20 protein-coding genes are annotated in these 22445 nt (G+C 72.0%); 15 read left to right on the top strand and 5 right to left on the bottom strand.

Annotated elements, in window-relative coordinates:
- Positions 1–6: 6 nt before the first annotated feature.
- Entirely contained in the window at positions 7–1935 is a 1929-nt protein-coding gene (locus tag QP119_RS02465) for an ABC transporter ATP-binding protein (protein WP_284773457.1), read from the bottom strand.
- Positions 1936–2091: 156 nt separating this feature from the next.
- On the opposite strand from QP119_RS02465, the gene QP119_RS02460 reads away from it, so the two are divergent.
- Positions 2092–2622 (top strand): hypothetical protein, encoded by a 531-nt coding sequence (locus QP119_RS02460; protein ID WP_284773456.1) that lies wholly within the window; start codon positions 2092–2094, stop codon positions 2620–2622.
- On the top strand, positions 2619–3167 hold the full coding sequence (gene idi, locus QP119_RS02455; protein ID WP_284773455.1) for an isopentenyl-diphosphate Delta-isomerase: 549 nt from the start codon (positions 2619–2621) through the stop codon (positions 3165–3167). The genes QP119_RS02460 and idi overlap by 4 nt, the downstream gene beginning before the upstream one ends.
- A 33-nt stretch (positions 3168–3200) precedes the next feature.
- On the opposite strand, the gene QP119_RS02450 is transcribed toward idi, so the two are convergent.
- From QP119_RS02450 to treS, 3 genes are read right to left on the bottom strand one after another with little or no spacing between them, the layout of a single operon-like run.
- A complete protein-coding gene (locus tag QP119_RS02450; RefSeq protein WP_284773453.1) occupies positions 3201–4514 on the bottom strand; it encodes a carboxylesterase family protein in 1314 nt (437 codons plus the stop codon).
- A gap of 4 nt (positions 4515–4518) precedes the next feature.
- Positions 4519–5715, bottom strand: a complete 1197-nt coding sequence (locus QP119_RS02445; protein ID WP_284773451.1) for a phosphotransferase — start codon at positions 5713–5715, stop codon at positions 4519–4521.
- Positions 5712–7586, bottom strand: a complete 1875-nt coding sequence (gene treS / locus QP119_RS02440; protein WP_284773450.1) for a maltose alpha-D-glucosyltransferase — start codon at positions 7584–7586, stop codon at positions 5712–5714. The genes QP119_RS02445 and treS overlap by 4 nt, the downstream gene beginning before the upstream one ends.
- 73 nt (positions 7587–7659) lie before the next feature.
- Here treS and QP119_RS02435 point away from each other — a divergent pair, with 73 nt between their 5' ends.
- Together QP119_RS02435 and QP119_RS02430 are read left to right on the top strand one after the other, a co-directional pair.
- The gene (locus tag QP119_RS02435) at positions 7660–7872 is read left to right on the top strand and encodes a hypothetical protein (RefSeq protein WP_284773449.1); all 213 of its coding nucleotides are present in this window, start codon (positions 7660–7662) and stop codon (positions 7870–7872) included.
- Complete coding sequence (locus QP119_RS02430; protein WP_284773448.1) at positions 7872–8018, top strand: hypothetical protein; 147 nt, start codon at positions 7872–7874, stop codon at positions 8016–8018. The genes QP119_RS02435 and QP119_RS02430 overlap by 1 nt, the downstream gene beginning before the upstream one ends.
- A 44-nt stretch (positions 8019–8062) precedes the next feature.
- On the opposite strand, the gene malQ is transcribed toward QP119_RS02430, so the two are convergent.
- Positions 8063–10207: a 4-alpha-glucanotransferase gene (gene malQ / locus QP119_RS02425; protein WP_423777742.1), complete on the bottom strand. Its 2145-nt coding sequence runs from the start codon at positions 10205–10207 to the stop codon at positions 8063–8065.
- 378 nt (positions 10208–10585) lie between these two features.
- Between malQ and QP119_RS02420 the strand changes: the two genes are divergently transcribed.
- The 11 genes from QP119_RS02420 (at position 10586) to era (ending at position 22443) form a co-directional block, all read left to right on the top strand.
- On the top strand, positions 10586–12364 hold the full coding sequence (locus QP119_RS02420; protein ID WP_284773603.1) for an AMP-dependent synthetase/ligase: 1779 nt from the start codon (positions 10586–10588) through the stop codon (positions 12362–12364).
- Positions 12365–12564: 200 nt separating this feature from the next.
- Positions 12565–13257 (top strand): hypothetical protein, encoded by a 693-nt coding sequence (locus QP119_RS02415; protein ID WP_284773446.1) that lies wholly within the window; start codon positions 12565–12567, stop codon positions 13255–13257.
- Between the two features lie 12 nt (positions 13258–13269).
- Positions 13270–14490, top strand: coding sequence for a radical SAM family heme chaperone HemW (gene hemW, locus QP119_RS02410; protein ID WP_284773445.1), 1221 nt, complete (start codon positions 13270–13272; stop codon positions 14488–14490).
- Positions 14491–14578: 88 nt separating this feature from the next.
- Positions 14579–15607, top strand: coding sequence for a heat-inducible transcriptional repressor HrcA (hrcA, locus tag QP119_RS02405; RefSeq protein ID WP_284773443.1), 1029 nt, complete (start codon positions 14579–14581; stop codon positions 15605–15607).
- 93 nt (positions 15608–15700) lie between these two features.
- Positions 15701–16840 carry a molecular chaperone DnaJ gene (dnaJ, locus tag QP119_RS02400; protein ID WP_284773442.1) on the top strand — a complete coding sequence of 380 codons (1140 nt, stop codon included), beginning with the start codon at positions 15701–15703 and terminating at the stop codon, positions 16838–16840.
- A 10-nt stretch (positions 16841–16850) separates the two neighbouring features.
- On the top strand, positions 16851–17606 hold the full coding sequence (locus tag QP119_RS02395) for a 16S rRNA (uracil(1498)-N(3))-methyltransferase (RefSeq protein ID WP_284773441.1): 756 nt from the start codon (positions 16851–16853) through the stop codon (positions 17604–17606).
- Between the two features lie 11 nt (positions 17607–17617).
- A complete protein-coding gene (locus QP119_RS02390) occupies positions 17618–18655 on the top strand; it encodes a PhoH family protein (protein WP_284773440.1) in 1038 nt (345 codons plus the stop codon).
- 3 nt (positions 18656–18658) lie between these two features.
- Entirely contained in the window at positions 18659–19285 is a 627-nt protein-coding gene (gene ybeY / locus QP119_RS02385; protein ID WP_284773438.1) for an rRNA maturation RNase YbeY, read from the top strand.
- 3 nt (positions 19286–19288) lie between these two features.
- Entirely contained in the window at positions 19289–20611 is a 1323-nt protein-coding gene (locus tag QP119_RS02380) for a hemolysin family protein (protein WP_284773436.1), read from the top strand.
- 34 nt (positions 20612–20645) lie between these two features.
- Entirely contained in the window at positions 20646–21494 is an 849-nt protein-coding gene (gene pdxY / locus QP119_RS02375; protein ID WP_284773435.1) for a pyridoxal kinase PdxY, read from the top strand.
- Between the two features lie 31 nt (positions 21495–21525).
- Positions 21526–22443 (top strand): GTPase Era, encoded by a 918-nt coding sequence (gene era, locus QP119_RS02370; RefSeq protein WP_284773433.1) that lies wholly within the window; start codon positions 21526–21528, stop codon positions 22441–22443.
- Positions 22444–22445: the final 2 nt, after the last annotated feature.

Here is a 22445-nt window from a genome sequence, read left to right as displayed (position 1 = left end):
GGCGGCCTAGTCGGTCTCCCCGTCGTACTCCGCGGCCTCGCCGGTTTTTCCGGCCTCCCCGGCGTCCTCGTCCTCCTCGTCGTGGCGGCCGGTGCCGATGCCGAACTCGCGCAGGCGGGCGCGGTCGGCGGCGGAGTCGGAGGCGGTCATCGCCAGCAGCTGGGCGTAGATGCCGCCGGAGCGGGCGAGCCCGGCCGGGGAGCCGACCTCGTCGACGCGGCCCTCGTCGAGGGTGACCAGGGTGTCCACCCCGGCGATCGTGGACAGGCGGTGGGCGATGACCAGCGTGGTGCGCTCGTGCATGAGCTCCTCGAGGCCGGCCTGCACGGCGCGCTCGGAGGCGTTGTCCAGCGCGGAGGTTGCCTCGTCGAGGACGAGGACCGGCGCGTCCTTGAGCATCGCGCGGGCGATGGCGATGCGCTGCTTCTGCCCGCCGGAAAGACGCAGGCCGCGCTCGCCGATGACGGTGTCGTAGCCGTCGTCGAAGGCGGTGATGAAGCCGTGGGCGTGCGCGCGCCGGGCCACCGCCTCGATCTCGGCGTCGGAGGCGTCCGGCCGGCCGTAGGCGATGTTCTCCCGGATGGTCCCGGAGAACAGGTTCGGCTCCTGGAAGACCACGCCCACCGAGGCGCGCAGCTCGGCCGCGGAGAGCCCGGAGACGTCGTGGCCGCCGACGGTGACCCGTCCCGAGTCCGCGCGGTAGAGGCCCAGCAGAAGGTTCACGATGGTCGACTTGCCGCCGCCGGAGGCGCCGACCAGGCCGATGCGCTCGCCCGGGGCGGCGCAGAAGGTCACGTCCCGCAGCACGGGGGAGCCCTCCTCGTAGGAGAACCACACGTCCTCGAAGCCGACGGCCGCGCCGTCGGCCGGGGCCGGGGCGGCGGTGGGCGCGACGTCGAGAAGCGGTACCCCGGAGGCGGAGGCCGCCGCGACGAGCTGGCGCTCGGCGGTGGGCTCGACGGGCTCGGACATGACGTTGAAGTAGTCGCGGGAGCCGGCGACGGCGCGCTGGGCGGCGTCGACGATCCAGCTCATCATGAACACCGGCTGCTTGGCCATGTTGACCATCTGCAGCAGCATGACCATGTCGCCCAGCGAGAAGTGCCCGTGCAGGGTGCGCAGGAACAGCGTCAGGTAGATGCCCAGGAAGATCACGTTCATCGCCGCCCCGCGCAGCGAGTCCATGCGGTGCCAGAAGGACGACTGCGTGCGGGTGAGCTTGACGGTGCGGTCGAAGCGCTCGGCGAAGGAGCGCAGCTCGCGGGGCTCGGCGTCGAAGGACTTGGTCACCTTGACCTGGCCGACGACCTCTGCGAAGCGGCCGCCGGCGACGTCGATCTCGTGGTTCTTGTCGGCCTCGATGCGCTGCCAGCGGCGGCTGGTCAGGGCCGTCAGCCACATGTAGACGGGGAACAGCGCGGCGAGCATGAGCGCCAGTGGCCAGTAGTAGACCGCCGAGACGGTCAGCACCGCGGCCACGGTGATCAGGGTGGGGAAGAAGTTGTTGGCGAAGGACTGCAGGAACTGCGTCACCGAGGCGATCGAGCGGTCCAGCCGGGCAATGACGGTGCCGGTGCGCTGGGTGTCGAAGTAGCGCTGCGGCAGGGTCAGCAGCTTGGCGAAGTACCGGGTGGAGAGCACCTGGCGCATGCGGGCGGCCATCACGTCGCCGATGTAGCCGCCGACGTTGGTGGCCAGGGTGCGCGCCAGGTCCACGCCGAAGAGCGCGACGGCCAGCCAGACGATGGTGGTCACGACGGTGCGCGTGACGTCGCCGTCGTCGGAGAGCGCGCCGACGATGGTGTCGGTGGCCTCGCGCAGCAGGAACGGCGAGACCAGCGAGAGCGCGGCGGTGACCACCGAGGTGATGAAGACCCCGAGGTAGAACGGCCACAGCGCGCCGGTGCTGCGGATGATGCGGGTCAGTGCGTGCACGGTTGCTCGGTGCCTCCCTGGGGACGGACGGGTCGGGGGTGAATGCCCACGGATACAGACATACCCAGGGTGCAACGCACCGGCGCGCCGTCCTAATCCCGCGGCCCGCTAGAATCGGCTGAGATCCCGGACACCAGGCAGGAAGGTAGCGAGACCGTGGCGAACCAGACGATCGCGGGCACACTGCGCAGGGCGGCGGCAGCCGCGGTGGTGGTGCTCGTCGGCACGGGCCTGGCGGCCTGCGGCGAGGAGGACACCGCGCAGAAGGAGGGCCTGGAGGTCACCACCAGCCAGACCCCGGACTTCGTGCCCGAGGAGGCGGCCCAGAAGCGGGTCGACGCCACCGAGGACAACGTCGAGGACCCCGGCCTGCACCTGCGCTACACGCTGCAGGGCACCGTCTCCGGCCAGGCCGGCGGCTCGATCATCACCGTCGAGGTGGAAAACCTCAACGACGTGCCCGTGCCCCCGGACGCGCTGGCCAAGCCCGCCCTCGAGCTCTCGGACGGCTCCACGGCCGACCTGATGGACGCCGAGGCCGCCGGCGTGGCCGGCCAGGACGGCCTCGACCGCCCGCTGGGCGCCGGGGCGACGACCAACCTGCGCTACCCGTTCAACGTCTCGCCGGGCAGCCTCTCCTCGGCGACGTTCACCCTGGGCAACGTCGTCTTCGAGGGGCAGCTGTGAGCGAGGAGCTCGTCGTCCTCGCCGACGCGGCGGGCAACCCCGCAGGCACGGCGCTGAAGTCCGAGGTGCACACGACCGACACCCCGCTGCACTTCGCGTTCTCCGCCTGGCTGCTCGACCCGGACGGCTGCGTGCTGCTGACCCGGCGCGCGTTGAGCAAGAAGACCTGGCCGGGCGTGTGGACCAACAGCTTCTGCGGCCACCCCGGCCCCGGGGAGGAGACCGCCGACGCGGTGCTGCGCCGCGCATCAGAGGAGCTCGGCCTCTCGCCAGAGCGCCTGGGCGCCCCGCAGCTGGTGCTGCCGGACTTCCGCTACCGCGCCGTCGACTCCTCGGGCCTGGTGGAAAACGAGATCTGCCCGGTCTTCACCCTCACCGTCGACGACGCCGCGGCCCCCGCCCCGCGCCCCGAGGAGGTCGACTCCATGGCGTGGCTTTCCGCCGGCGACGTCGTACGCGCGGCCGAGGCCGCGCCGATGGCCTTCTCCGAGTGGATGGTCGACGAGCTTTCCGACGCCCGCCTGCGCCGCGCCCTGGGTGCGTGACACCCGGCGCCCGGGGGTGGGCGCCTGTGGGACTCAGAGCCAGCGCGGGCGCTGGAAGGCCAGGCGCACCGCGCGCAGCGGGTCGCTGACCTCGGTGCGCCGCCCCGAGTCCCGGTAGATGCGCACCGCTTTGCGCTCGGGGCGCCGCTGGGCCGGCCAGCCCGGCTCGCCGGTGCGCGCAAAGTCGAGCAGAAGGCCCAGCAGGTGATCGCCGTGGGCCTCGGGCCCGCCCTGCGGTCCGGTGCCCGGCCCGAAGATCAGCGGCAGGTCGTCGCAGTGCACCGCCGGCTGCTCCTTCGTGCCCGTCAGCTCCATCACCCAGACGGGGCCTGCGGCGTGCTCGGCGGTCTCAGCGACCCAGCGCCGGATCATCGCGTCGCCGGCCAGCCGGGACAGCGGGCGATCGGGGTCGGTCTCGGCGACGGCGTCGAGGTAGCTGCCCGCCGGGACCTGCAGGCCGAAGAGCGCGTGGGCCACGCGCACCGCGAACCCGCCCAGGCCCGCCCGGTCGATCCGCGCGGTGGTGGACTCGTTGTAGAGCTCGTCGCGGGTGCAGCTGACCAGCACAGGCACCTCCGCCAGCTCGTGGGCGTCGAAGGGGGCGGGGCCCAGTGCGAGGTCATGGAAGTAGCGCGAGCGGAACCGGCGCATGCCGCGGGCCAGCGCGCGCGGGTGCCGCTCGAGGCGCCGGGTGAAGTGGCGCCGGGTCACCGGGGTGCCCTGGATGCGGCGCAGTGTGCCCTTGCGCTTGTCGAAGGGCACCCGCGGGAAGGCCGGGGAGAGCGCCCAGACGCGCTGGAATAGGCCCTGGTAGTGGTCGGTGCGCGTCAGCCACAGGCAGATGCCGGCGCCTGCGGAGTGCCCGGCCAGCGTGATGTTGCCCGGGTCGCCGCCGAAGTGCTCGATCTCGCGCGCCAGCCACTTCAGGGCGGTCAGGCAGTCGTCGATGCCGCGGTAGCGGTTCGGCTCGTCGTCGTGGAAGCGCACGAAGCCCTGCGCGTCGAGGCGGTAGTCGACCGAGACCCCGATGATCCCGCGGCGGGCGAGGATGCCCATGTCGAAGTCCTCGTGGGAGCCCTCGTGGTAGGCCCCGCCGTGGATGAAGACGACCACCGGCAGGTCCGAGCCGTAGTGCGCGCTCTCGGGGGCGGCCAGGGTCAGCGCGACGGCCTCGGGACGCGGCCGGCGCGCGTCGACCTCGGCGGGCTGCTCGGGCGCCTTGGGCAGCTCCTCGGCCGGGCCGAAGGGCTCGGGGAAGCGGCAGTAGGGCACCGAGTGGAAGACGCGCGCGCCGTCCTCCACTGTGCCGGTGTAGCGGGCCCGGGGGCTCTTGATGGTGGTGTCCACGGCGCTACCCGAGGATCCCGGTGACGGCGGCCCGCGGGATGCCGGCCCAGCCGGGCCGGTTGTTGGCCTCGTAGGCGACCTCGTAGAGGGCCTTGTCCAGTACGTAGGCGTCCAGCCAGCCGGCGGGCACCTTTTGCGCGTCGAGCGGGCCGTAGCCCTCGAGGAGTGCCTCGGTGGCCTCGGCGGCCCAGCGGGCCGGGTCGGCGGGGCCGGGCCGGCCCGAGTAGGCGTTGAAGTGCGCGGCGTAGTCGATCGAGCGGATCAGCCCGGCCAGATCGCGCGCCGGGCTGTCCGGCAGGCGGCGCTCGGCCAGCGGGCGGGCCGGCTCGCCCTCGAAGTCGAGCAGCACGTAGCGCTCGCGGGTGAAGAGCACCTGGCCCAGGTGCAGGTCGCCGTGCACGCGCTGGGCGACACCGGTGGTGCCGGAAAGCCGCGAGTAGCGCCGGCGGGCCTCCTCGGCGACCTCGGCGAGTTCGGGGGCCTGGTCGACCAGCGAGTCCAGGCGGGCGTTCAGGCGCCCGGCCAGCTCGTCGCCGTCAAGATCGGTGGTGCCGAAGGCCCCGGCGAGCGCCTCGTGGACCTCGCGGGTGGCCGCGCCCAGCAGCCGGGCGCGCCCGGTGAAGGAGTCTCCCGCGCCGGCGACGTCGACGGCGTCGAGCCAGCCGTCGCGCGAGCCCGCGATGAACTCCTGGACCACGGCCAGCGCGTGGGTCTCGCCGTCGATGACGGCGTCGACCCAGGCGTGCAGGCGCGGCACGGCCGGCACTTCGCCGATGCCGGAGAGCAGCTCGATCTCCGGGTTGAGCCCGGGGGCGAGCTTGCGGAAGAACTTCACCGCCACCTTCGGGCCGGTCTCATCGGAGTAGACCAGCGTCGAGTTGGACTGCTCCTGGCCGAGCGCGCGGCCGTGCAGGCCGGAAAGCACCGAGGCGTCGCCGTGCAACTGGCCCAGCGGCGCGCGGCCGCCCGCCAGGGCGGCGCCCAACGCATCGGCGTGCTCGCCCAGGACGTCGTGGCCCGCGGCGTCGACAAGCATCTGGTAGCGTTCGGTCACCTCACCGTGCCGGGCGACGACCACCGCGGCACGCACGCCGTCGAAGTCGGCGGCGTGCTCGACGCGCGCGGCGTCGACACCCGCGGTCTTGGCGCCGTAGAAGCGCTCGGCGGCCAGCCCCGCGGCCAGCTCGGACTCGAAGCTCATGCGCGCTCCTCGAGCTCGAACCAGAAGAAGCCGTGCGGGGCGAGCGTGACCGTGAACGGGTGGTCGGTGATGCGCGGGAAGTCCGCGCCGCCGGAGAGCTCGCGGGGCACGCGCCCGGCGAACTCGCTCAGGTCCAGCTCGACGGCCTGCGGGACCGCGGAGAGGTTGTTGACGCACAGCAGCGTCTCGTCGTGGTAGCGGCGCACGAAGCTGAGCACGGCCTCGTTGGTGGTCTCCAGGGCTCGGAAGTCGCCGAGGCCGAAGGCCGGGTACTGTTGGCGGATGTGCACGTAGCTGCGCACCCACTGCAGCAGGGAGTTCGACTTCTTCATCTGGTTGTCCACGTTGACCGTGGCGTAACCGTACTGGTCGTTCTGGACCACCGGCAGGTAGAGCCGCTCGGGCTCGGCGGTGGAGAAGCCGCCGTTGCGGTCCGAGGACCACTGCATCGGCGTGCGCACGCCGTCGCGGTCGGCCAGCCAGATGTTGTCGCCCATGCCGATCTCATCGCCGTAGTAGAGCACCGGCGAGCCCGGCAGGGAGAGCAGCAGCGCGTGCAGCAGCTCGAGCTGGTTGCGGTCGCCCTCGAGCAGCGGGGCCAGCCGGCGGCGGATACCCACGTTGGACTTCATCCGCGGGTCGCGCGCGTACTCGCCGTACATGTAGGCGCGCTCCTCCTCGGTGACCATCTCGAGGGTCAGCTCGTCGTGGTTGCGCAGGAAGATGCCCCACTGCGCGGAGCTGGGAATCGCCGGGGTCTCGGCGAGGATGTCCTTGATGGGGGCGGCCTTGGCCTGGCGCACGGCCATGAAGATGCGCGGCATGACCGGGAAGTGGAAGGCCATGTGGAACTCGTCGCCCTCCGGGCCGTCGCCGAAGTACTCGACGACGTCCTCGGGCATCTGGTTGGCTTCGGCCAGCAGCACCCGGCCGGGATACTCGGCGTCGACCATGGCGCGCACGCGCTTGAGGAAGGCGTGGGTCTCCGGCAGGTTCTCGCCGTTGGTGCCCTCGCGCTCGAAGAGGTAGGGCACCGCGTCCAGGCGGAAGCCGTCGAGGCCGAGGTCCAGCCAGAAGCGCATGACGTCGAGCATCGCCTCCTGGACCTCGGGGTTGTCGTAGTTGAGGTCCGGCTGGTGGGAGAAGAAGCGGTGCCAGAAGTACTGCCCGCGCACCGGGTCCCAGGTCCAGTTGGACTCCTCGGTGTCGATGAAGATGATGCGCGCGTCCGGGTAGCGCTCCGGGTCGTCGGACCAGACGTAGAAGTCGCCGTAGGGGCCGTCCGGGTTGGCGCGCGACTCCTGGAACCAGGCGTGGGTGTCGCTGGTGTGGTTGACCGCCAGGTCCGTGATCACGCGGATGCCGCGCTGGTGGGCGGCGTCGACGAGCTCGACGAAGTCGTCGACGGTGCCGAACTCGGGCAGGATCTCGCGGTAGTTGCGGATGTCGTAGCCGCCGTCGCGCAGCGGGGAGTCGTAGAAGGGCGGCAGCCAGATGCAGTCCACGCCGAGCCACTTGATGTAGTCCAGCTTGGCGGTCATGCCCTTGAGCGTGCCGGAGCCGGTGCCCTCCGGGTCGTAGAACGCGCGCACGAGCACCTCGTAGAAGACGGCGGTCTTGTACCACTCGGGGTCCTTGCGCTCCCAGGGCGCCTCACCGGGCGCCGGCGCCGGGGTGTCGTAGTCGCGGGACTCGTGCTCGACGAGGTAGCCCTCGTCGTCCACCGGCGGGCGGGCGGCCGACGCGGCGGGGGCGGGGGAGCCCTCGGCGACGGCCCCGGCCACGGTGGTGGCGGGGCGTTCGGCGTCGGGGCCGGGGGTGAATCGGCCGACGTATCCGGGATCGATGTCCTCAGTGGGGCGGTTGCTCATGGGCACCAGGGTAGAAGCACGGCCGGGGTCGTGTCACAGATCCGCGAACCGGGGGCGGCTAGACTGTCGCGGTGTGACCGCCGTGTATGACTGGCTCGCGCAGACCCTGGTCTCCGCGCCCATCGCCGTGCAGCTGTTCGCGCTGCTGGTGGTGGTGCTGCCCGCGTGTGCGGTGGCGGCGATCGTGCTTTTGCGCGCGATCGACGTCGCGGCCGTCGGTTTCCGACGCCGCGGTGGTTCCACGGGGACGGGTGCCCCCGGGCGCGACGAGGAAGGACGTGAGTGATGGTGGACGGCAACCCCGAACAGCTGCGCAAGGAGGACCAGGCGCGGCCGCGCGGTAAGCGCCGCTACCCGCAGTCCCTGGTGACCAAGGCGCTGGTGCTGCTGCTCGTGATCGTCGTCGTGGCCTGGCTGTTCTCCCTCTTCTAAGAGTGCGGCGCGTCAGCGCCGCACCGCGTCAGCGCCGCACCGCGTCAGCTTCGCGCCGCCGCGGCGGCGATGCGGCGGAACATGGGGTTCGCGGGCAGATCCTCGATGAGGACGGGGTCGCCCGCGCCGTCGCACAGCGGCAGGCGCCAGTTGGGGTAGAGGTCGCCGGTGGTGCCCGGCTGGTTCTGGGTGCGCCGGTCGCCCACCATGTCGACGAGCTGGGTGCAGGTCAGCGCCGAGGCAGTGCCCGCGATGAAGCGGGTCAGCGCCTCGATCAGCGCCGCCGCGTCGCCGCGCTCGTCGCGCAGCCGCCCGGCGAACTCGCCGGGGTCGCCCTCGAAGCAGCCGGCCTCGCGCACCGCGTCGAGCACCCGGTTCTGCCAGGCGAGGTCCTCGGCGTGCTCGGCCTCGGCGGGGCGCAGCAGCAGGCCCAGCTCGTCGCGCAGGTCGATGTGCACGCCCTCGAGGTAGGCCGCCGTCGGCGGCAGGTCGTGGGTGCCCACCGAGGCCAGCGCCAGGCGCCGGTAGTGCTCGCGGGCCAGGGGGCCGCCGCCCTCGGGCTCGCCCTCGAACCAGAGCACCGAGGTGCCCAGCACGCCGCGGTAGGCCAGGGCCTCCTGGACCCAGCGCTCGAAGGTGCCCAGGTCCTCGCCGATGACCACGGCGTCGGCGCGCTCGGCCTCGAGTGCGAGAATGCCGAGCATGGCCTCGAAGTCGTAGCGGACGTAGGTGCCGTCGGCCGGGCGCTTGCCGCGCGGGATCCAGAACAGGCGGAACAGGCCGAGCACGTGGTCGACGCGGATGCCGCCAGCGTGGCGCAGCACGGTGCGCAGCATGTCGCGCCAGGGCGCGTAGCCGGCCTCGGCGAGGCGCTCGGGGTGCCACGGCGGCTGGGACCAGTCCTGGCCCTGCTGGTTGTAGCCGTCCGGGGGAGCGCCCACGGAGGCCGCGGGCGCCAGCACGTCGGCGAGCACCGCGGCGTCGGCACCCCCGGGGTGCGTGCCCACGGCGAGGTCGGCGACCACGCCGACGGACATGCCCGCGGCCTTGGCGCGGGCCTGGGCGGCGGCCAGCTGCTCGTCGCAGAGGAACTGCAGCCACATGTGGAAGTCGACGGTGTCGCGGTACTCCTCCTCGCCGGGCTCGTCCATCGCGTGCGCACCGCGCGCGTCGGCCCGCGCGGGATCGAACTCGCGGTCGGCGCACCAGCGGGCGAAGTCGACCAAGCCCTCTCCCTCGCGGGCGACGAAGTCGCGGAAGGCCGCGCCGCGCTCGGCGGTGGGCTCCAGGGCATGCAGCTCGCGCAAGACGGCGAGCTTGGCCTCGTAGACGGGGTTGCGCTCGAGGATGTCGGCGGTGGTGTCGGCGGCCTGGAACTCCTCGGCGATCTCCTCGACGTCGGCACGCAGCTCGGCGTCGAGCTGCTCGAACTCGGGGACGTCCTCGACGCGTAGGTAGATCGGGTTGACGTAACGGCGGGTGGTCGGCAGGTAGGGCGAGTTCTCGACCGGCGGCACGGGCTCGGCCGCGTGCAGCGGGTTGACCAGCAGGTAGTCGAAGCCCTCGGCGGCGACTGTCTCGGCCAGCGCCCCGAGGTCGGCGAAGTCGCCGATGCCCCAGGACCGCCGCGAGCGCACCGAGTACAGCTGCGCCATCACGCCGGCGCGCGGGTGCTCGACCAGCTCGGTCGCGCCGGTCAGGCGCTCCGGGGTGACCACGAGGGTGGCCTCGGCGGTCAGCTCGCCCTGCCCGCCGGCGGTCAGGTGCAGGCGGTGCCAGCCCTGCGGCAGGTCGGCGGGGACCTCGAAGCTGGCCTCGCCCCAGACGGTGCCGTCGACCTCGCGCGGCGGGGTCCAGTTGTCCCGCTGAGCGGCGGGGCGCCGTGAGCCGTCCCCGAGCTCGACGGTGACCTCGGCCGGCCAGCCGTCGGGCACGTGCACGGGGAAGACGTAGGGGTAGCCCTCGGTGGCCACGACCGTCGGCGGCAACGGGCGGGAGGCCAGCTCGTCGCGGCGGCGCTCCAGGGCGGCAGCCGGGTCCGCCGTGTCCACGCCCATCGCGGCGAGGAGGTCGGTCAGTGTCGCCTCCCCGGCGACGACGTGCTCGCCGCCGCTGCCCTCGTAGGTGGTGGCGATGCCGTAGGAGTCGGCCAGCTCGTGCAAGAGGTCCCGGGAAGTCACGACGCCCATTCTGACATGCAGATGTGTCACCTGTCCCGGCGTGGGGGAGCTGCGGGGGGGGGCGCGAATGGTGTGAACTGATGCACTGAATTTCGCACATGTGTGCCGCGGCTCACGTATGTTCGGGGAACAAGCCGCAGAAAGCGCCTCCCCGCGATGCGGTACATTGTGAGGGAACCTTCATGTTTCCGTCCTGTTTCGCCGTCGCGGGGGTACCCCGTACATGCACCCCAGAGCGATGGAGCGAGGAAAGTGAGCACCACTGTGACCGAGGCCGACCAGCCGACCACCCGGGACGACCACAACCCCGACGCCGCGCCCGCGGCGTCCGCGGGGCGTGAGTTCTCCACCCCGGCCGAATTCGAGGTCGGGCCGAACGAGACCGTCCTGACCGCCTTCATCGACCAGGTGCGCGACCGTCCCTACGGCATCAGCTTCCTGCGGCCGCACAACTACGAGTGGGTCAACGTCACCTCCGAGGAGTTCCTCGAGGAGATCTTCGAGGTGGCCAAGGGGCTCATCGCCAACGGCGTCGAGCCCGGCGACCGCGTGATCCTGCTGGCGGCCACCCGCTACGAGTGGTCGCTCATGGACTTCGCCATCTCGGCCGCCGGCGCGGTGCTCGTGCCGATCTACCCGTCCTCCTCGGCCGCCCAGATCCAGTGGATCGTCGAGGACTCCGGCGCCGTCTTCGCCGTCACCGAGACCGGCGAGCACACCGACATGATGCGCAACCTCGTCCTCGACTCCGAGGGCAACCCGCGCCTGGTCGGCTCGCCGACCCAGCTGCGCCGCATCGTGGAGATCAACTCCTCCGGCGTGGACACCCTCAAGTTCGAGGGCCGCGGCCTCGACGACGCCGTGGTCTGGGAGCGCATCGAGAACACCCGCTCCTCGGACGTGGCCTCGATCGTCTACACCTCCGGCACCACCGGCCGGCCCAAGGGCTGCGTGCAGACCCACTACAACTGGCTGTCCCAGGTTCGCGCGCTGCTGACCAACCCGATCGCCGCCAACGCCGTGGCCCCGGGTAAGTCCGTGCTGACCTACCTGCCGCTGGCCCACGTGCTCGCGCGCGCGGTCTCGCTGGCCTGCGTGGTCGTCGGCTGCCTGCAGTCGCACTGGCCGGACACCCGCACCCTGCAGGTGCAGCTGGCCCGCTTCCGGCCGAACCTGCTGCTCGGTGTGCCGCGCGTCTTCGAGAAGGTGCGCAACGCCGCCGCCTCCCAGGCCGCGGAGAAGGGCCCCGTCGGCCGCGCGATCTTCGCCCGCGCCGAGCAGGCCGCCATCGAGTACTCCAAGGCCATGGACACCCCGGGCGGCCCCAACCGCTACCAGGAGGCCCAGCACCGCCTGTACCACAAGCTCGTCTACAAGAAGATCCACGAGGCCGTCGGCGGCCGCGTGGAGTACTGCATCACCGGCGGCTCGCCGATGGGCAGCGAGCTGCTGCACTTCTACCGCGGCATCGGCCTCGGCGTCTTCGAGGGCTACGGCCTGACCGAGACCTGCGCGGCCGCCTCCGTCGACTTCGAGGACCAGAAGATCGGCTCCGTGGGCCGCCCGCTCGGCGGCGGCTCGGTGAAGATCAACGACATCGGCGAGATCCTCTTCAAGGGCCCCTGGGTCTTCAAGGAGTACTGGAAGAACCCGGAGGCGACCGAGAAGTCCTTCGAGGACGGCTGGTACAACACCGGCGACCTCGGCGAGATCGACGAGGACGGCTACATCTTCATCACCGGCCGCAAGAAGGACCTCATCGTCACCGCCGGGGGCAAGAACGTCTCCCCGGGGCCGCTCGAGGACATGCTGCGCTCCCACCCGCTGATCAGCCAGGCGCTCGTGGTCGGCGACGGCAAGCCCTTCATCGGCGTGCTGCTCACCCTCGACGACGAGGAGCTGGGCCGCTGGAAGATGGACCACAACATCCCCGAGCACCGCTCGGTGCGCGAGGTGGCCACCGACCCGGGCCTGCGCGCGGAGATCCAGGACGCCATCAACCAGGCGAACCTGACCGTCTCCCACGCGGAGGGCATCAAGAAGTTCCACATCCTCGACCGTGACCTGACCGAGGAGCAGAACGAGCTGACCCCGACGCTGAAGGTCAAGCGCAACGTGGTCACCGAGCGCTACGCGGACGCGATCGACAAGATCTACCGCCGCTAACTCTGGGGCGAGGCGTCAGCCTCGCGCCGCGGCGTGAGCCGCGCGGCGCCCGCCGCGCGCCCGGCGCGCCGTCCGGAATTTCCCCGCGGACTGCCATAGAGTCTATGGCTGTCGGCAGAAGTCTCAAGGAGAACTTCAAGGTTAGAGTTCCCACGCGGGGACGGCGGGGGATCCCGTCGGAAAGGAGCACCGAGGTAGTCATGCAGCGTTTCGCGGCGGAGCTGCGCCACCGCGAGCTCACCCAGGAGCTCTACGACATCGGTGACGAGGTCGCCTCCTACATCGAGAACCTCGCCGAGGCCGTGGCGGACTTCGACGTGGAGCTCGTCCACGACTGCCTCGCCGAGTTCGACATCATCGCCGGCGAGGGCCGCGCGGACTCCCGCGTCGTCCTCGGCGAACTGGTCGGCCTGCGCCAGGCGCTGACCTCCGGGGTGCGCTCCGGGACCCTGAGCGTCTTCAACCGCCCGGCCGCCGCGCCGGCCGCGGACGGCCCCGGCCAGCTCACCGCCGCCGACCTGCTCGCCGGCCACCCGCTGACCGGCCCCGTGGTCGTCGCCGAGCTGGCCGCCGCCCTGGACGGGCGCACCACCGCGACCACCGACCACCTGGCCGCCCTCGTCGAGCACCTGCTGGAGCGCACTGACACCGTCGCCCGCGACCTCGACTCCTTCAGCTACCCGCACTTTTTGGCCCGCCTGGCCGCCGACGTGCACGCCGCCGTCGAGGGCTGGTGCGCCACCGTCGCCGAGGCCTACCCGGCCTACGCCCGCGCCCGCCGCGGCAGCCACCCGGCGGCCTTCCTGGCCGAGCGCGCCCGCATCGACGCCGTGGTCGCCCGCGTGGCCGCCCGCCGTCGCGCCGCCTCCGGCACCGGGGGAGCGGCCGGATAGACTGGCCGGGCCATGCGCCAGTCACCCGCCGAGACCTTCACCCTGCCCGAGACCGCCACGCCCGAGGCGCGCGCGGAGTTCGCCGCCGTACCCTTCGGCGTCTACGTCCACGTGCCGTTCTGCGCCACGCGCTGCGGCTACTGCGACTTCAACACCTACACCCCCGGTGAACTGGGCACCTCGGCCTCTCCGGGCAGCTACCTCGACGCCCTGGCCGTCGAACTCGAGCGCGCCGCCGAGCTGATGGAGCGCCGCGGTCAGCTGCGCGCCGCCGACACCGTCTTCGTCGGCGGAGGCACCCCCAGCATGCTCGGGGCCGCGGGGCTGACCCGGCTTATCGACGCCGTGCGCGGCTCCTTCGGCCTGGCCCCCGACGCCGAGGTGACCACCGAGTCCAACCCGGAGTCGACCTCCCCGGAGTTCTTCGCCGGGGTGCGTGCAGCAGGCTTCACCCGCGTGTCGCTGGGCATGCAGTCGGCCGCCGGCCACGTCCTTCAGGTCCTGCAGCGCCGCCACACCCCGGGCCGGCCGGTCGCCGCCGCCCGCGAGGCGCGCGCGGCCGGCTTCGAGCACGTCAACCTCGACATGATCTACGGCACGCCTACCGAGACCGACGACGACGTGCGCGCCACCCTCGACGCCGTCCTCGACGCCGGGGTCGACCACGTCTCCGCCTACTCCCTGATCGTCGAGGAGGGCACCGCCATGGCGCGCAAGGTGCGCCGCGGCGAGCTGCCCGCCCCGGACGAGGACGTGCTCGCCGCCCGCTACGAGCTCATCGACGCCCGCCTGCGGGAGGCCGGCCTGCACTGGTACGAGGTGTCCAACTGGGCCCGCCCGGGCGGGGAGTGCCGGCACAACGAGATCTACTGGGTCGACGGCAACTGGTGGGGCGCGGGCCCCGGGGCGCACTCGCACGTGGCGGACACCCGCTTCCACAACGTCAAGCACCCGGCCACCTACGCCCGTGCGGTGGCCGAAGGCGGCCTGCCGCTGGCCGGCGGGGAAATGCTGACCAGGCAAGACCGCCACACCGAGCGCATCATGCTCGGCCTGCGCCTGGCCCGGGGCATCCCGCGCGAGTGGCTCTCGGGGCGCGCCGACGTCGCCGTCGCCGACTTCACCGCCCGCGGGCTCCTCGAGACCGTCGACGGACGCCTGCGCGTCACCGACGCCGGGCGCCTGCTCGCCGACGGCATCGTCACCGACCTGCTCATCGCCGAGGAGGACTGAACCGGGCGGGTAGACTCCGGGGTGCGAAAGGACGGCGCAGGCCGTCAACGAGAGCAAGAGACGTAGAGCGAGAGGAGGCGCGGCAGGGATGGCCCGATCCACCGACGACCGCCGCCGCGAGGTGCTGCGCGCCGTCGTGGCCGACTACATCGCCTCGCAGGAGCCCGTCGGCTCCAAGACGCTGCTGGAACGCCACAAGCTGGACGTCTCCTCGGCCACGATCCGAAACGACATGGCCGTCCTCGAGTCTGAGGGCTACATCCAGCAGCAGCACGCCAGCTCCGGGCGCATCCCCACCGAGAAGGGCTACCGCCAGTTCGTCGACCAGCTGCACAACGTCAAGCCGCTGTCCGGACCCGAGCGCAAGGCCATCTCCTCCTTCCTGGAGCAGGGCGTGGATCTCGAGGACGTGCTGCGCCGCTCGGTGCAGCTGCTCAGCCAGCTGACCCGCCAGGCCGCGATGGTCCAGCTGCCCACCCTGACCGTCTCGCGCGTCAAGCACTGCGAGGTCGTCGCACTCAGCCAGGTGCGCCTGCTGCTCGTGCTCATCACGGACACCGGGCGCGTCGACCAGCGCAACGTCGAGCTCGACGCCCCCGTCGACGACGAGGACGTCGCCAGGCTCCGCGACCTGCTCAACTCCGCCCTCGTCGGCTACACCCTCACCGAGGCCTCCGCGCGGCTCGGCCACCTGGCCGCCGAGGCGCCGGCCGACGTGCGCCAGGCCGTCATCCGCGCCTCCACGGTGCTCATCGAGACCCTCGTCGAGCAGCCCAACGACCGCATCATCCTCGCCGGCACCGCGAACCTCTCGCGCATGGCCGGGGCCGTCTCCAACACGCTGCCCGTGGTCCTCGACGCCCTCGAGGAACAGGTGGTCATCCTGCGGCTGCTGGCCAACGTGCCCGACCTGGGCAACGTCAGCGTGCTCATCGGCGACGAGATCGAGAACGAGGAGCTGCGCGGCGCCTCCGTGGTCACCGCCGGCTACGGCGCGGAGGGCGCGACCCTCGGCGGGCTCGGCGTGGTGGGCCCGACCTACATGGACTACACGGGCACCATCGCCCGGGTGGCCGCGGTCGCGCGCTACGTCTCGCGCGTCCTCACCGGTGAGTGAGCCCGGCTTGCTAGTACACTTGCCAGTCTGATCGACCGGTGCAGTCACACCGGCACGTTTGTACCCGTTTCTCGTAAAGGATCTGTTGCAACTGTGGCCCGCGATTACTACGCCATTCTGGGGGTGGACAAGTCCGCCTCGGACAAAGAGATCAAGAAGGCCTACCGGAGGCTCGCCCGCAAGTACCACCCGGACGTGAACCCCTCCGAGGAGGCCGCGGAGAAGTTCCGCGAGATCTCCGTGGCGCACGAGGTGCTCACGGACCCGGACAAGCGCCGCATCGTCGACATGGGCGGCGACCCCATGGAGCAGGGCCAGGCGGGCGCCGGGGGCGGCTTCGGCGGCTTCGGCGCCGGGGGCGGCCTCGGCGACATCTTCGAGGCCTTCTTCGGCCAGGGCGGCACCCGCGGCCCGCGCTCGCGCGTCCAGCCGGGCAACGACGCCCTGCTGCGCACCGTGATCACCCTCGAGGAGGCCTACTCCGGCCTGCGCAAGGAGGTCACCGTCGACACCGCCGTGCTCTGCAACCGTTGCGAGGGCACCGGCTCGGTCTCCAAGGCCAAGCCCGTCACCTGTGACCAGTGCGGCGGCGCCGGCGAGATCCAGGAGATGCAGCGCTCCTTCCTGGGCAACGTGATGACCTCCCGGCCCTGCCCGAAGTGCTCCGGCTTCGGCGAGGTCATCGAGGACCCCTGCCCGAAGTGCGACGGCGGCGGGCGTGTGCGGGCACGCCGCGACATCACCGTCAACATCCCGGCCGGCATCGCCGACGGCATGCGCATCCGCATGGCCGGCGCCGGCGAGGTCGGCCACGGCGGCGGCCCGGCCGGCGACCTCTACGTCGAGGTCGCCACCAAGCGCCACCCTGTCTTCACCCGCGACGGCGACGACCTGGACTTCACCGTGCGCGTGCCCATGGTCGACGCCGCCCTGGGCTGCTCGGTCACCGTCACCGGCCTGGACGGCGATGACGTCGCCATCGACGTAGCCGCCGGCACCCAGCCCGGCGAGCGCGTGCGCGTCGAGGGCCGCGGCATGCCGCGGCTGCGCAGCGACGGCCACGGCGAAATGCTCGCCCACATCGACGTCGTCGTGCCCACCGAGGTCGACGACCAGACCCGCGACCTGCTCGAGCAGGTCCGCGGCCGCCTGCGCGAATCCGCGCGCGTGACCCAGGAGGGCGACGGCGAGGAGTCCTTCTTCGACCGCCTGCGCAGCCGCTTCCGCCGCTAGGAGACCGCCCGTGTCGCTGCCCGTCTTCCTCCTCGACGCCCCGATTCCCGGCGAGCCGCCGCGCACCGTCGAGCTGACCGGCCCCGAGGGCCGCCACGCCGTCACGGTCAAGCGCATCACCCCCGGCGAGCACGTCGAGCTCGTCGACGGCGCGGGGGTCCGGCTGCGCGCGCTCGTCACCGCCGTGCACGGCAAAGACCGGCTGGTCTGCGACGTCGAGGAGGCCGGCGTCGACCCGGTGCCCGCCCCCGAGGTCACGGTGGTACAGGCGATCCCGAAGTCCCCGCACGCCGACCTCGCCGTCGACCTGCTCACCCAGGCCGGCGCCGACCGGATCGTCGCCTGGGAGGCCGACCGCTGCGTGGCGCGCTGGGGAGGCAAGCCAGGCAAGGCCGAGAAGGCCCTGGCCAAGTGGACCGACCGCGCCCGGGAGGCGGGCAAGCAGGCGCGTCGCGCGCGCCTGCCGCACATCACCGGACCGGTGGACACGCACGCACTCGTCGGCAATCTCTCTGAGGTGGGGGAGGGCACCGTCGTGGCCGTGCTGCACGAGTCCGCCACCCGCCCGTTGCGGGATCTTCCGCTTGCGAGCGCGGCGCGCGTGGTGCTGGTGGTGGGCCCCGAGGGCGGCATCGGCGACGACGAGCTGGACAGGCTGCGCCAGGCCGGCGCGCAGCCGGTGCGCCTGGGCCCGGAGGTGGCGCGCGCGTCCTCGGCCGGGGCCCTGGCCCTCGCGGCCGTCGGGGCGCTGACCGGCCGCTGGTAACATCAGCCCGTGTGACAGCACCTGATAACCCGCAGAAACCCAAGCCCGCCCGCACGCCGGTGGTCACCGGCACCGTCCGCCTCGACGAGGCGGTCGCCGCGCAGGTCGTCGGCCCGGGGGACGCGAACCTGCGTGTGCTGGCCAACCTCATCGACTGCGACGTCTTCGCCCGCGGCGGCGAGGTCGCCCTGACCGGCCCCGGCCACGAGGTGCAACGGGCCAAGCGCGCCATCGCGGAGCTGGCCTCGCACGCCGGGCGCGGGCAGGCCGTCACGCCCGACACCGTGCGCCACACCGTCCGCCTGGTCACCGCCGAGTCCCCGGAGTCCGTCGCCGCGATGGTCGGCTCGGACATCGTCTCCCGGCGCGGCAAGACCATCCGGCCCAAGACCATGGGCCAGAAGGACTACGTCGACGCCATCGACGAGAATACGGTGGTCTTCGGCATCGGTCCGGCCGGCACCGGCAAGACCTACCTGGCCATGGCCAAGGCCGTCCAGGCGCTCAAGGCCCGCCAGGTCTCCCGCATCATCCTGACCCGCCCGGCCGTCGAGGCCGGCGAGAAGCTGGGCTTTCTGCCCGGCACCCTCGGCGAGAAGATCGACCCGTACCTGCGCCCGCTGCACGACGCCCTGCGCGACATGGTGGACCCGGAGTCCATCCCCAAGCTCATGGAGTCCGGCGTGGTCGAGGTCGCCCCGCTGGCCTACATGCGCGGGCGCACCCTCAACGACGCCTTCGTCATCCTCGACGAGGCGCAGAACACCACCGCCGAGCAGATGAAGATGTTCCTCACCCGCCTCGGCTTCGGCTCCAAGATGGTGGTCACCGGCGACATCACGCAGGTCGACCTGCCCGGCGGCAAGGCCTCCGGCCTGCGCCAGGTCCGCCGCATCCTGCGCGGGGTGCCGGACATCCACTTCGCGGAGCTGTCCGCCGACGACGTCGTGCGCCACGCCCTTGTCGGGCGCATCGTCGACGCCTACGACCGATTCGACCAGGACCGCCAGGAGCGCCCGGCACGCGGCGCGGGGCGGAAGGAGAACTGACCAATGGCCATCGAGGTCTTCAACGAGTCCGGCTACCCCGGCGTCAACGAGGAGATGCTCATCGACGTGATCTCCTTCGCGCTCGGCGAGCTCGACGTCCACCCGGAGGCCGAGGCGAGCATCTACCTCGTCGACCAGGACACCATCGCGGACCTGCACGTGCGCTGGCTCGACCTGGAGGGGCCCACCGACGTGATGAGCTTCCCCATGGACGGGCCCACCCCGGGTGCCGTCGGCGGGCGGCCGGACGCGGACGCGCCCGGGCCGACCATGCTCGGCGACATCGTGCTGTGCCCCGAGTTCGCCAAGCGCCAGGCCGACGTCGCAGGCCACGGCCTCGACCACGAGCTGGCGCTCTTGACCGTCCACGGCTGCCTGCACCTGCTCGGCTACGACCACGCCACCGCCGACGAGGAGCGCGAGATGTTCGCCCTCCAGAACGAGCTTCTGGCCGACTGGTACGACGACGCCGAGCGCCGCGGGGCGAAGTTCCCGCCCAAGCCGACCGGCGCGGCCGCCTTCCCGAGTGCGGCCGACCGCGAGGAGCTCGACCGCAAGGTCCCCGGCGGCGGCGTGCCGCCGATCGCCGAGCCGCGCCCCTGCGACGACGGGGCGGACGGGGAGGCCTAGCCGGTGAGCCTGCTCATCTCCGCGGCCGTCACCGTCCTGGCGCTGCTGCTCTCCGGCCTGCTGGGCACCACCGAGTCGGCGCTGGAGAGCATCTCGCGCGCCCGCGTCGAGCAGCTCGTCGAGGACGAGCGCCCCGGCGCGTACAAGCTGCTGCGCGTGCTCGACCGCCGCGCCGAGCACATCAACATCCTGGTGCTTCTGGGCACCGTCCTGGACGCCACCGCCGCCGTCTTCGCCGCAGCGCTCGCGCTCGGCGTGATCGACTCGGCCGGCTGGGCGCTGACCACGGCGATCCTCGCGGTCTCGCTGATCAGCTTCGTCGTCGTCGGCGTCTTCTCCCGCACCGTCGGGCGCAAGAACCCCTACTCGGTCTGCCTGCGCACCGCCGTGGTGCTCAGCGCCGTGCACAAGATCCTGGGACCCTTCTCCCGCCTGCTGATCCGCCTGGGCAACCTGCTGGCCCCGGGCCGCGGCTTCCGCGACGGGCCGTACGCCACCGAGGTCGAGCTGCGCGAGATGGTCGACATCGCCCAGGAGCACGGGATCGTCGAGGTCGAGGAACACCGGATGATCCAGAACGTCTTCGACCTGGCCGGCACCATCGCCCGCCAGATCATGGTGCCGCGCCCGGAGATGATCTGGATCGAGGACACGAAGACCGCCGGCCAGGCGACCAGCCTGTGCGTGCGCTCCGGCCACTCGCGCATCCCCGTCATCGGCGAGAGCATCGACGAGATCGTCGGCGTGGTCTACCTCAAGGACCTCGTGGCGCGCACGTACCACATGACCGACGGCGGGCGCTCCGTGCTCGTGCGCGACGTGGTGCGCCCCGCCCAGTTCGTGCCCGACTCCACCCCGCTCGACGCCCTGCTGCACCAGATGCAGCGCGACCAGAACCACCTGGCGATGCTCGTCGACGAGTACGGCGTGATCGCCGGCATGGTCTCCATGGAGGACATCCTCGAGGAGATCGTCGGCGAGATCGCCGACGAGTACGACGCCGCCGACGACGACCCCTTCGAGCGCGTCGACGACCGGACCTTCCGCGTGGTCGCCCACATGTCGCTGGAGGAGCTGGCCTCCGGCCTGCGCGACGCGACCGGCGAGCGCCGCGAGTTCGACGACGAGATCACCGACGAGGTCGACACCGTCGCCGGCGTGATCACCTTTGAGCTCGGGCGCGTGCCCCTGCCCGGCAGCCACGTCACCGTTGACGGGATGAAGCTGACCGCCGAGGGCGGCCACGACCGCCGCGGGCGCGTGCGCGTGCGCCACGTCCTCGTCGAGCTTCCCGACGCCCCGGGGGACGCAACCGACCCCGAGTGACCGGCGCGGAAGGCGGCACGGCACGATATAAGCCATGAACGTGCTCTCCATCCAGTCCGCCGTCGCCTACGGCCACGTGGGCAACTCCGCGGCCGTCTTCCCCCTCCAACGCCTCGGCCACGAGGTCTGGCCCGTCAACACCGTCAACTTCTCCAACCACACCGGCTACGGCGCGTGGCGCGGCCCGGCGCTGCCCGCCGCCGACGTCGCCGCCGTCGTCAAGGGTGTGGCCGAGCGCGGCGAGCTCGCCAACGTCGACGCCGTGCTCTCCGGCTACCAGGGCGGCTCCGACATCGCCGACGTCATCATCGACGCCGCCGCGCAGGTGCGCGCCGCCAACCCCGAGGCGCTCTACGTCTGCGACCCGGTCATGGGCAACGCCAAGTCCGGCTGCCACGTCGACGACGCCATCCCGCCGCTGCTGCGCGACAAGGTCGTGCCGGTGGCCGACGTGATCACCCCCAACCAGTTCGAGTTGGGCTACCTGACCGGCCGCGAGGCCACCGACCTCGAGTCCACCCTGGACGCCGTCGAGGCCGCCCGCGCAATGGGCCCGAAGACCGTGCTGGTCACCTCCGTCGAGCGCCCCGACCGCCCCGAGGGCACCGTCGAGATCCTCGTCGTCGACGACTCCGGGCGCTACCTGGCGCAGACGCCCTACCTGCCGTTCAAGCGCAACGGCTCCGGCGACGTCACCGCCGCGCTGTTCACCGGCCACTACCTGCCCACCCGGGACGCGGCCGGCGCCCTGGCCAAGACCGCCTCGAGCGTCTTCGACCTGTTCAAGCTGACCTTCGAGCGCGACAGCCGCGAGCTCGAGCTGGTCGCCGCGCAGGACTTCTTCGCCAACCCGCGCGGGCAGTTCGAGGTCCGCGAGGTCTAGTGCGGGGGCCGGGGCGGTTAGACTGGCCCGCGTGAGTTTCACCGACACCCCCGAGGGCTTCCGCTCCGGTTTCTTAAGCTTCGTTGGCCGGCCGAACACCGGCAAGTCGACGCTGACCAACGCCCTGGTCGGCGAGAAGATCGCCATCACCGCCGACCAGCCCGAGACGACCCGCCACCCCATCCGCGGGCTCGTCCACCGCCCGGACGCCCAGATCATCCTCGTCGACACCCCGGGCCTGCACCGCCCGCGCACCCTGCTCGGCGAGCGCCTCAACGCGCAGGTCCAGGAGACCTATTCCGACGTCGACGTCATCGCGCTGACGATCCCGGCCGACGAGAAGATCGGTCCCGGCGACCGCTGGATCCTGGACAACGTGCGTGCCGCCGCGCCGCGCACCCCGGTCGTCGGCGTGGTAACCAAGACCGACAAGGTCTCCCGCGACGCCGTCGGAGCCCAGCTGCTCGCCCTGCACGAGCTGCTCGGCGGCGAGAGCGAGGTCGTGCCCGTCTCCGCGAAGGACGGCGTGCAGCTCGACGTGCTGCTCGACGTGATCACCGGCCTGCTGCCGGAGGGCCCGAAGCTCTACCCGGACGACCACGTCACCGACGACGACACCGAGACCCGCATCGCGGAGCTGATCCGCGAGGCCGCCCTGTCCGGCCTGCGCGACGAGCTGCCGCACTCGGTGGCCGTCCAGGTCGACGAGATCCTCCCGAACGAGGAGCGCGAGGGCGTGCTCGACGTGCACGCCGTCATCTTCATCGAGCGCCCCGGCCAGCGCCGCATCATCGAGGGCCAGCAGGGCCGCCGCATGGGCCGGATCATCTCGACCTCCCGGCGCGGCATCATCGACCTGCTCGGCCAGAACGTCTACCTGGACCTGCGCTTCAAGGTGCTGAAGAACTGGCAGTCCGACCCGAAGGCGCTCGGCCGGCTGGGCTTCTAGGA

This window comes from Corynebacterium frankenforstense (genome assembly GCF_030211955.1).
Classification (GTDB): domain Bacteria; phylum Actinomycetota; class Actinomycetes; order Mycobacteriales; family Mycobacteriaceae; genus Corynebacterium; species Corynebacterium frankenforstense_A.
This window is presented reverse-complemented; position numbering and strand designations above follow the sequence as displayed.

Bases quoted from the DNA above. Each gene is read 5' to 3' on its own strand.
- QP119_RS02445 (WP_284773451.1), bottom strand. From the start codon at position 5,715: ATGAGCTTCGAGTCCGAGCTGGCCGCGGGGCTGGCCGCCGAGCGCTTC.
- treS (WP_284773450.1), bottom strand. From the start codon at position 7,586: ATGAGCAACCGCCCCACTGAGGACATCGATCCCGGATACGTCGGCCGA.
- QP119_RS02430 (WP_284773448.1), top strand. From the start codon at position 7,872: ATGGTGGACGGCAACCCCGAACAGCTGCGCAAGGAGGACCAGGCGCGG.
- malQ (WP_423777742.1), bottom strand. From the start codon at position 10,207: ATGGGCGTCGTGACTTCCCGGGACCTCTTGCACGAGCTGGCCGACTCC.
- QP119_RS02415 (WP_284773446.1), top strand. From the start codon at position 12,565: ATGCAGCGTTTCGCGGCGGAGCTGCGCCACCGCGAGCTCACCCAGGAG.
- hemW (WP_284773445.1), top strand. From the start codon at position 13,270: ATGCGCCAGTCACCCGCCGAGACCTTCACCCTGCCCGAGACCGCCACG.
- hrcA (WP_284773443.1), top strand. From the start codon at position 14,579: ATGGCCCGATCCACCGACGACCGCCGCCGCGAGGTGCTGCGCGCCGTC.
- ybeY (WP_284773438.1), top strand. From the start codon at position 18,659: ATGGCCATCGAGGTCTTCAACGAGTCCGGCTACCCCGGCGTCAACGAG.
- pdxY (WP_284773435.1), top strand. From the start codon at position 20,646: ATGAACGTGCTCTCCATCCAGTCCGCCGTCGCCTACGGCCACGTGGGC.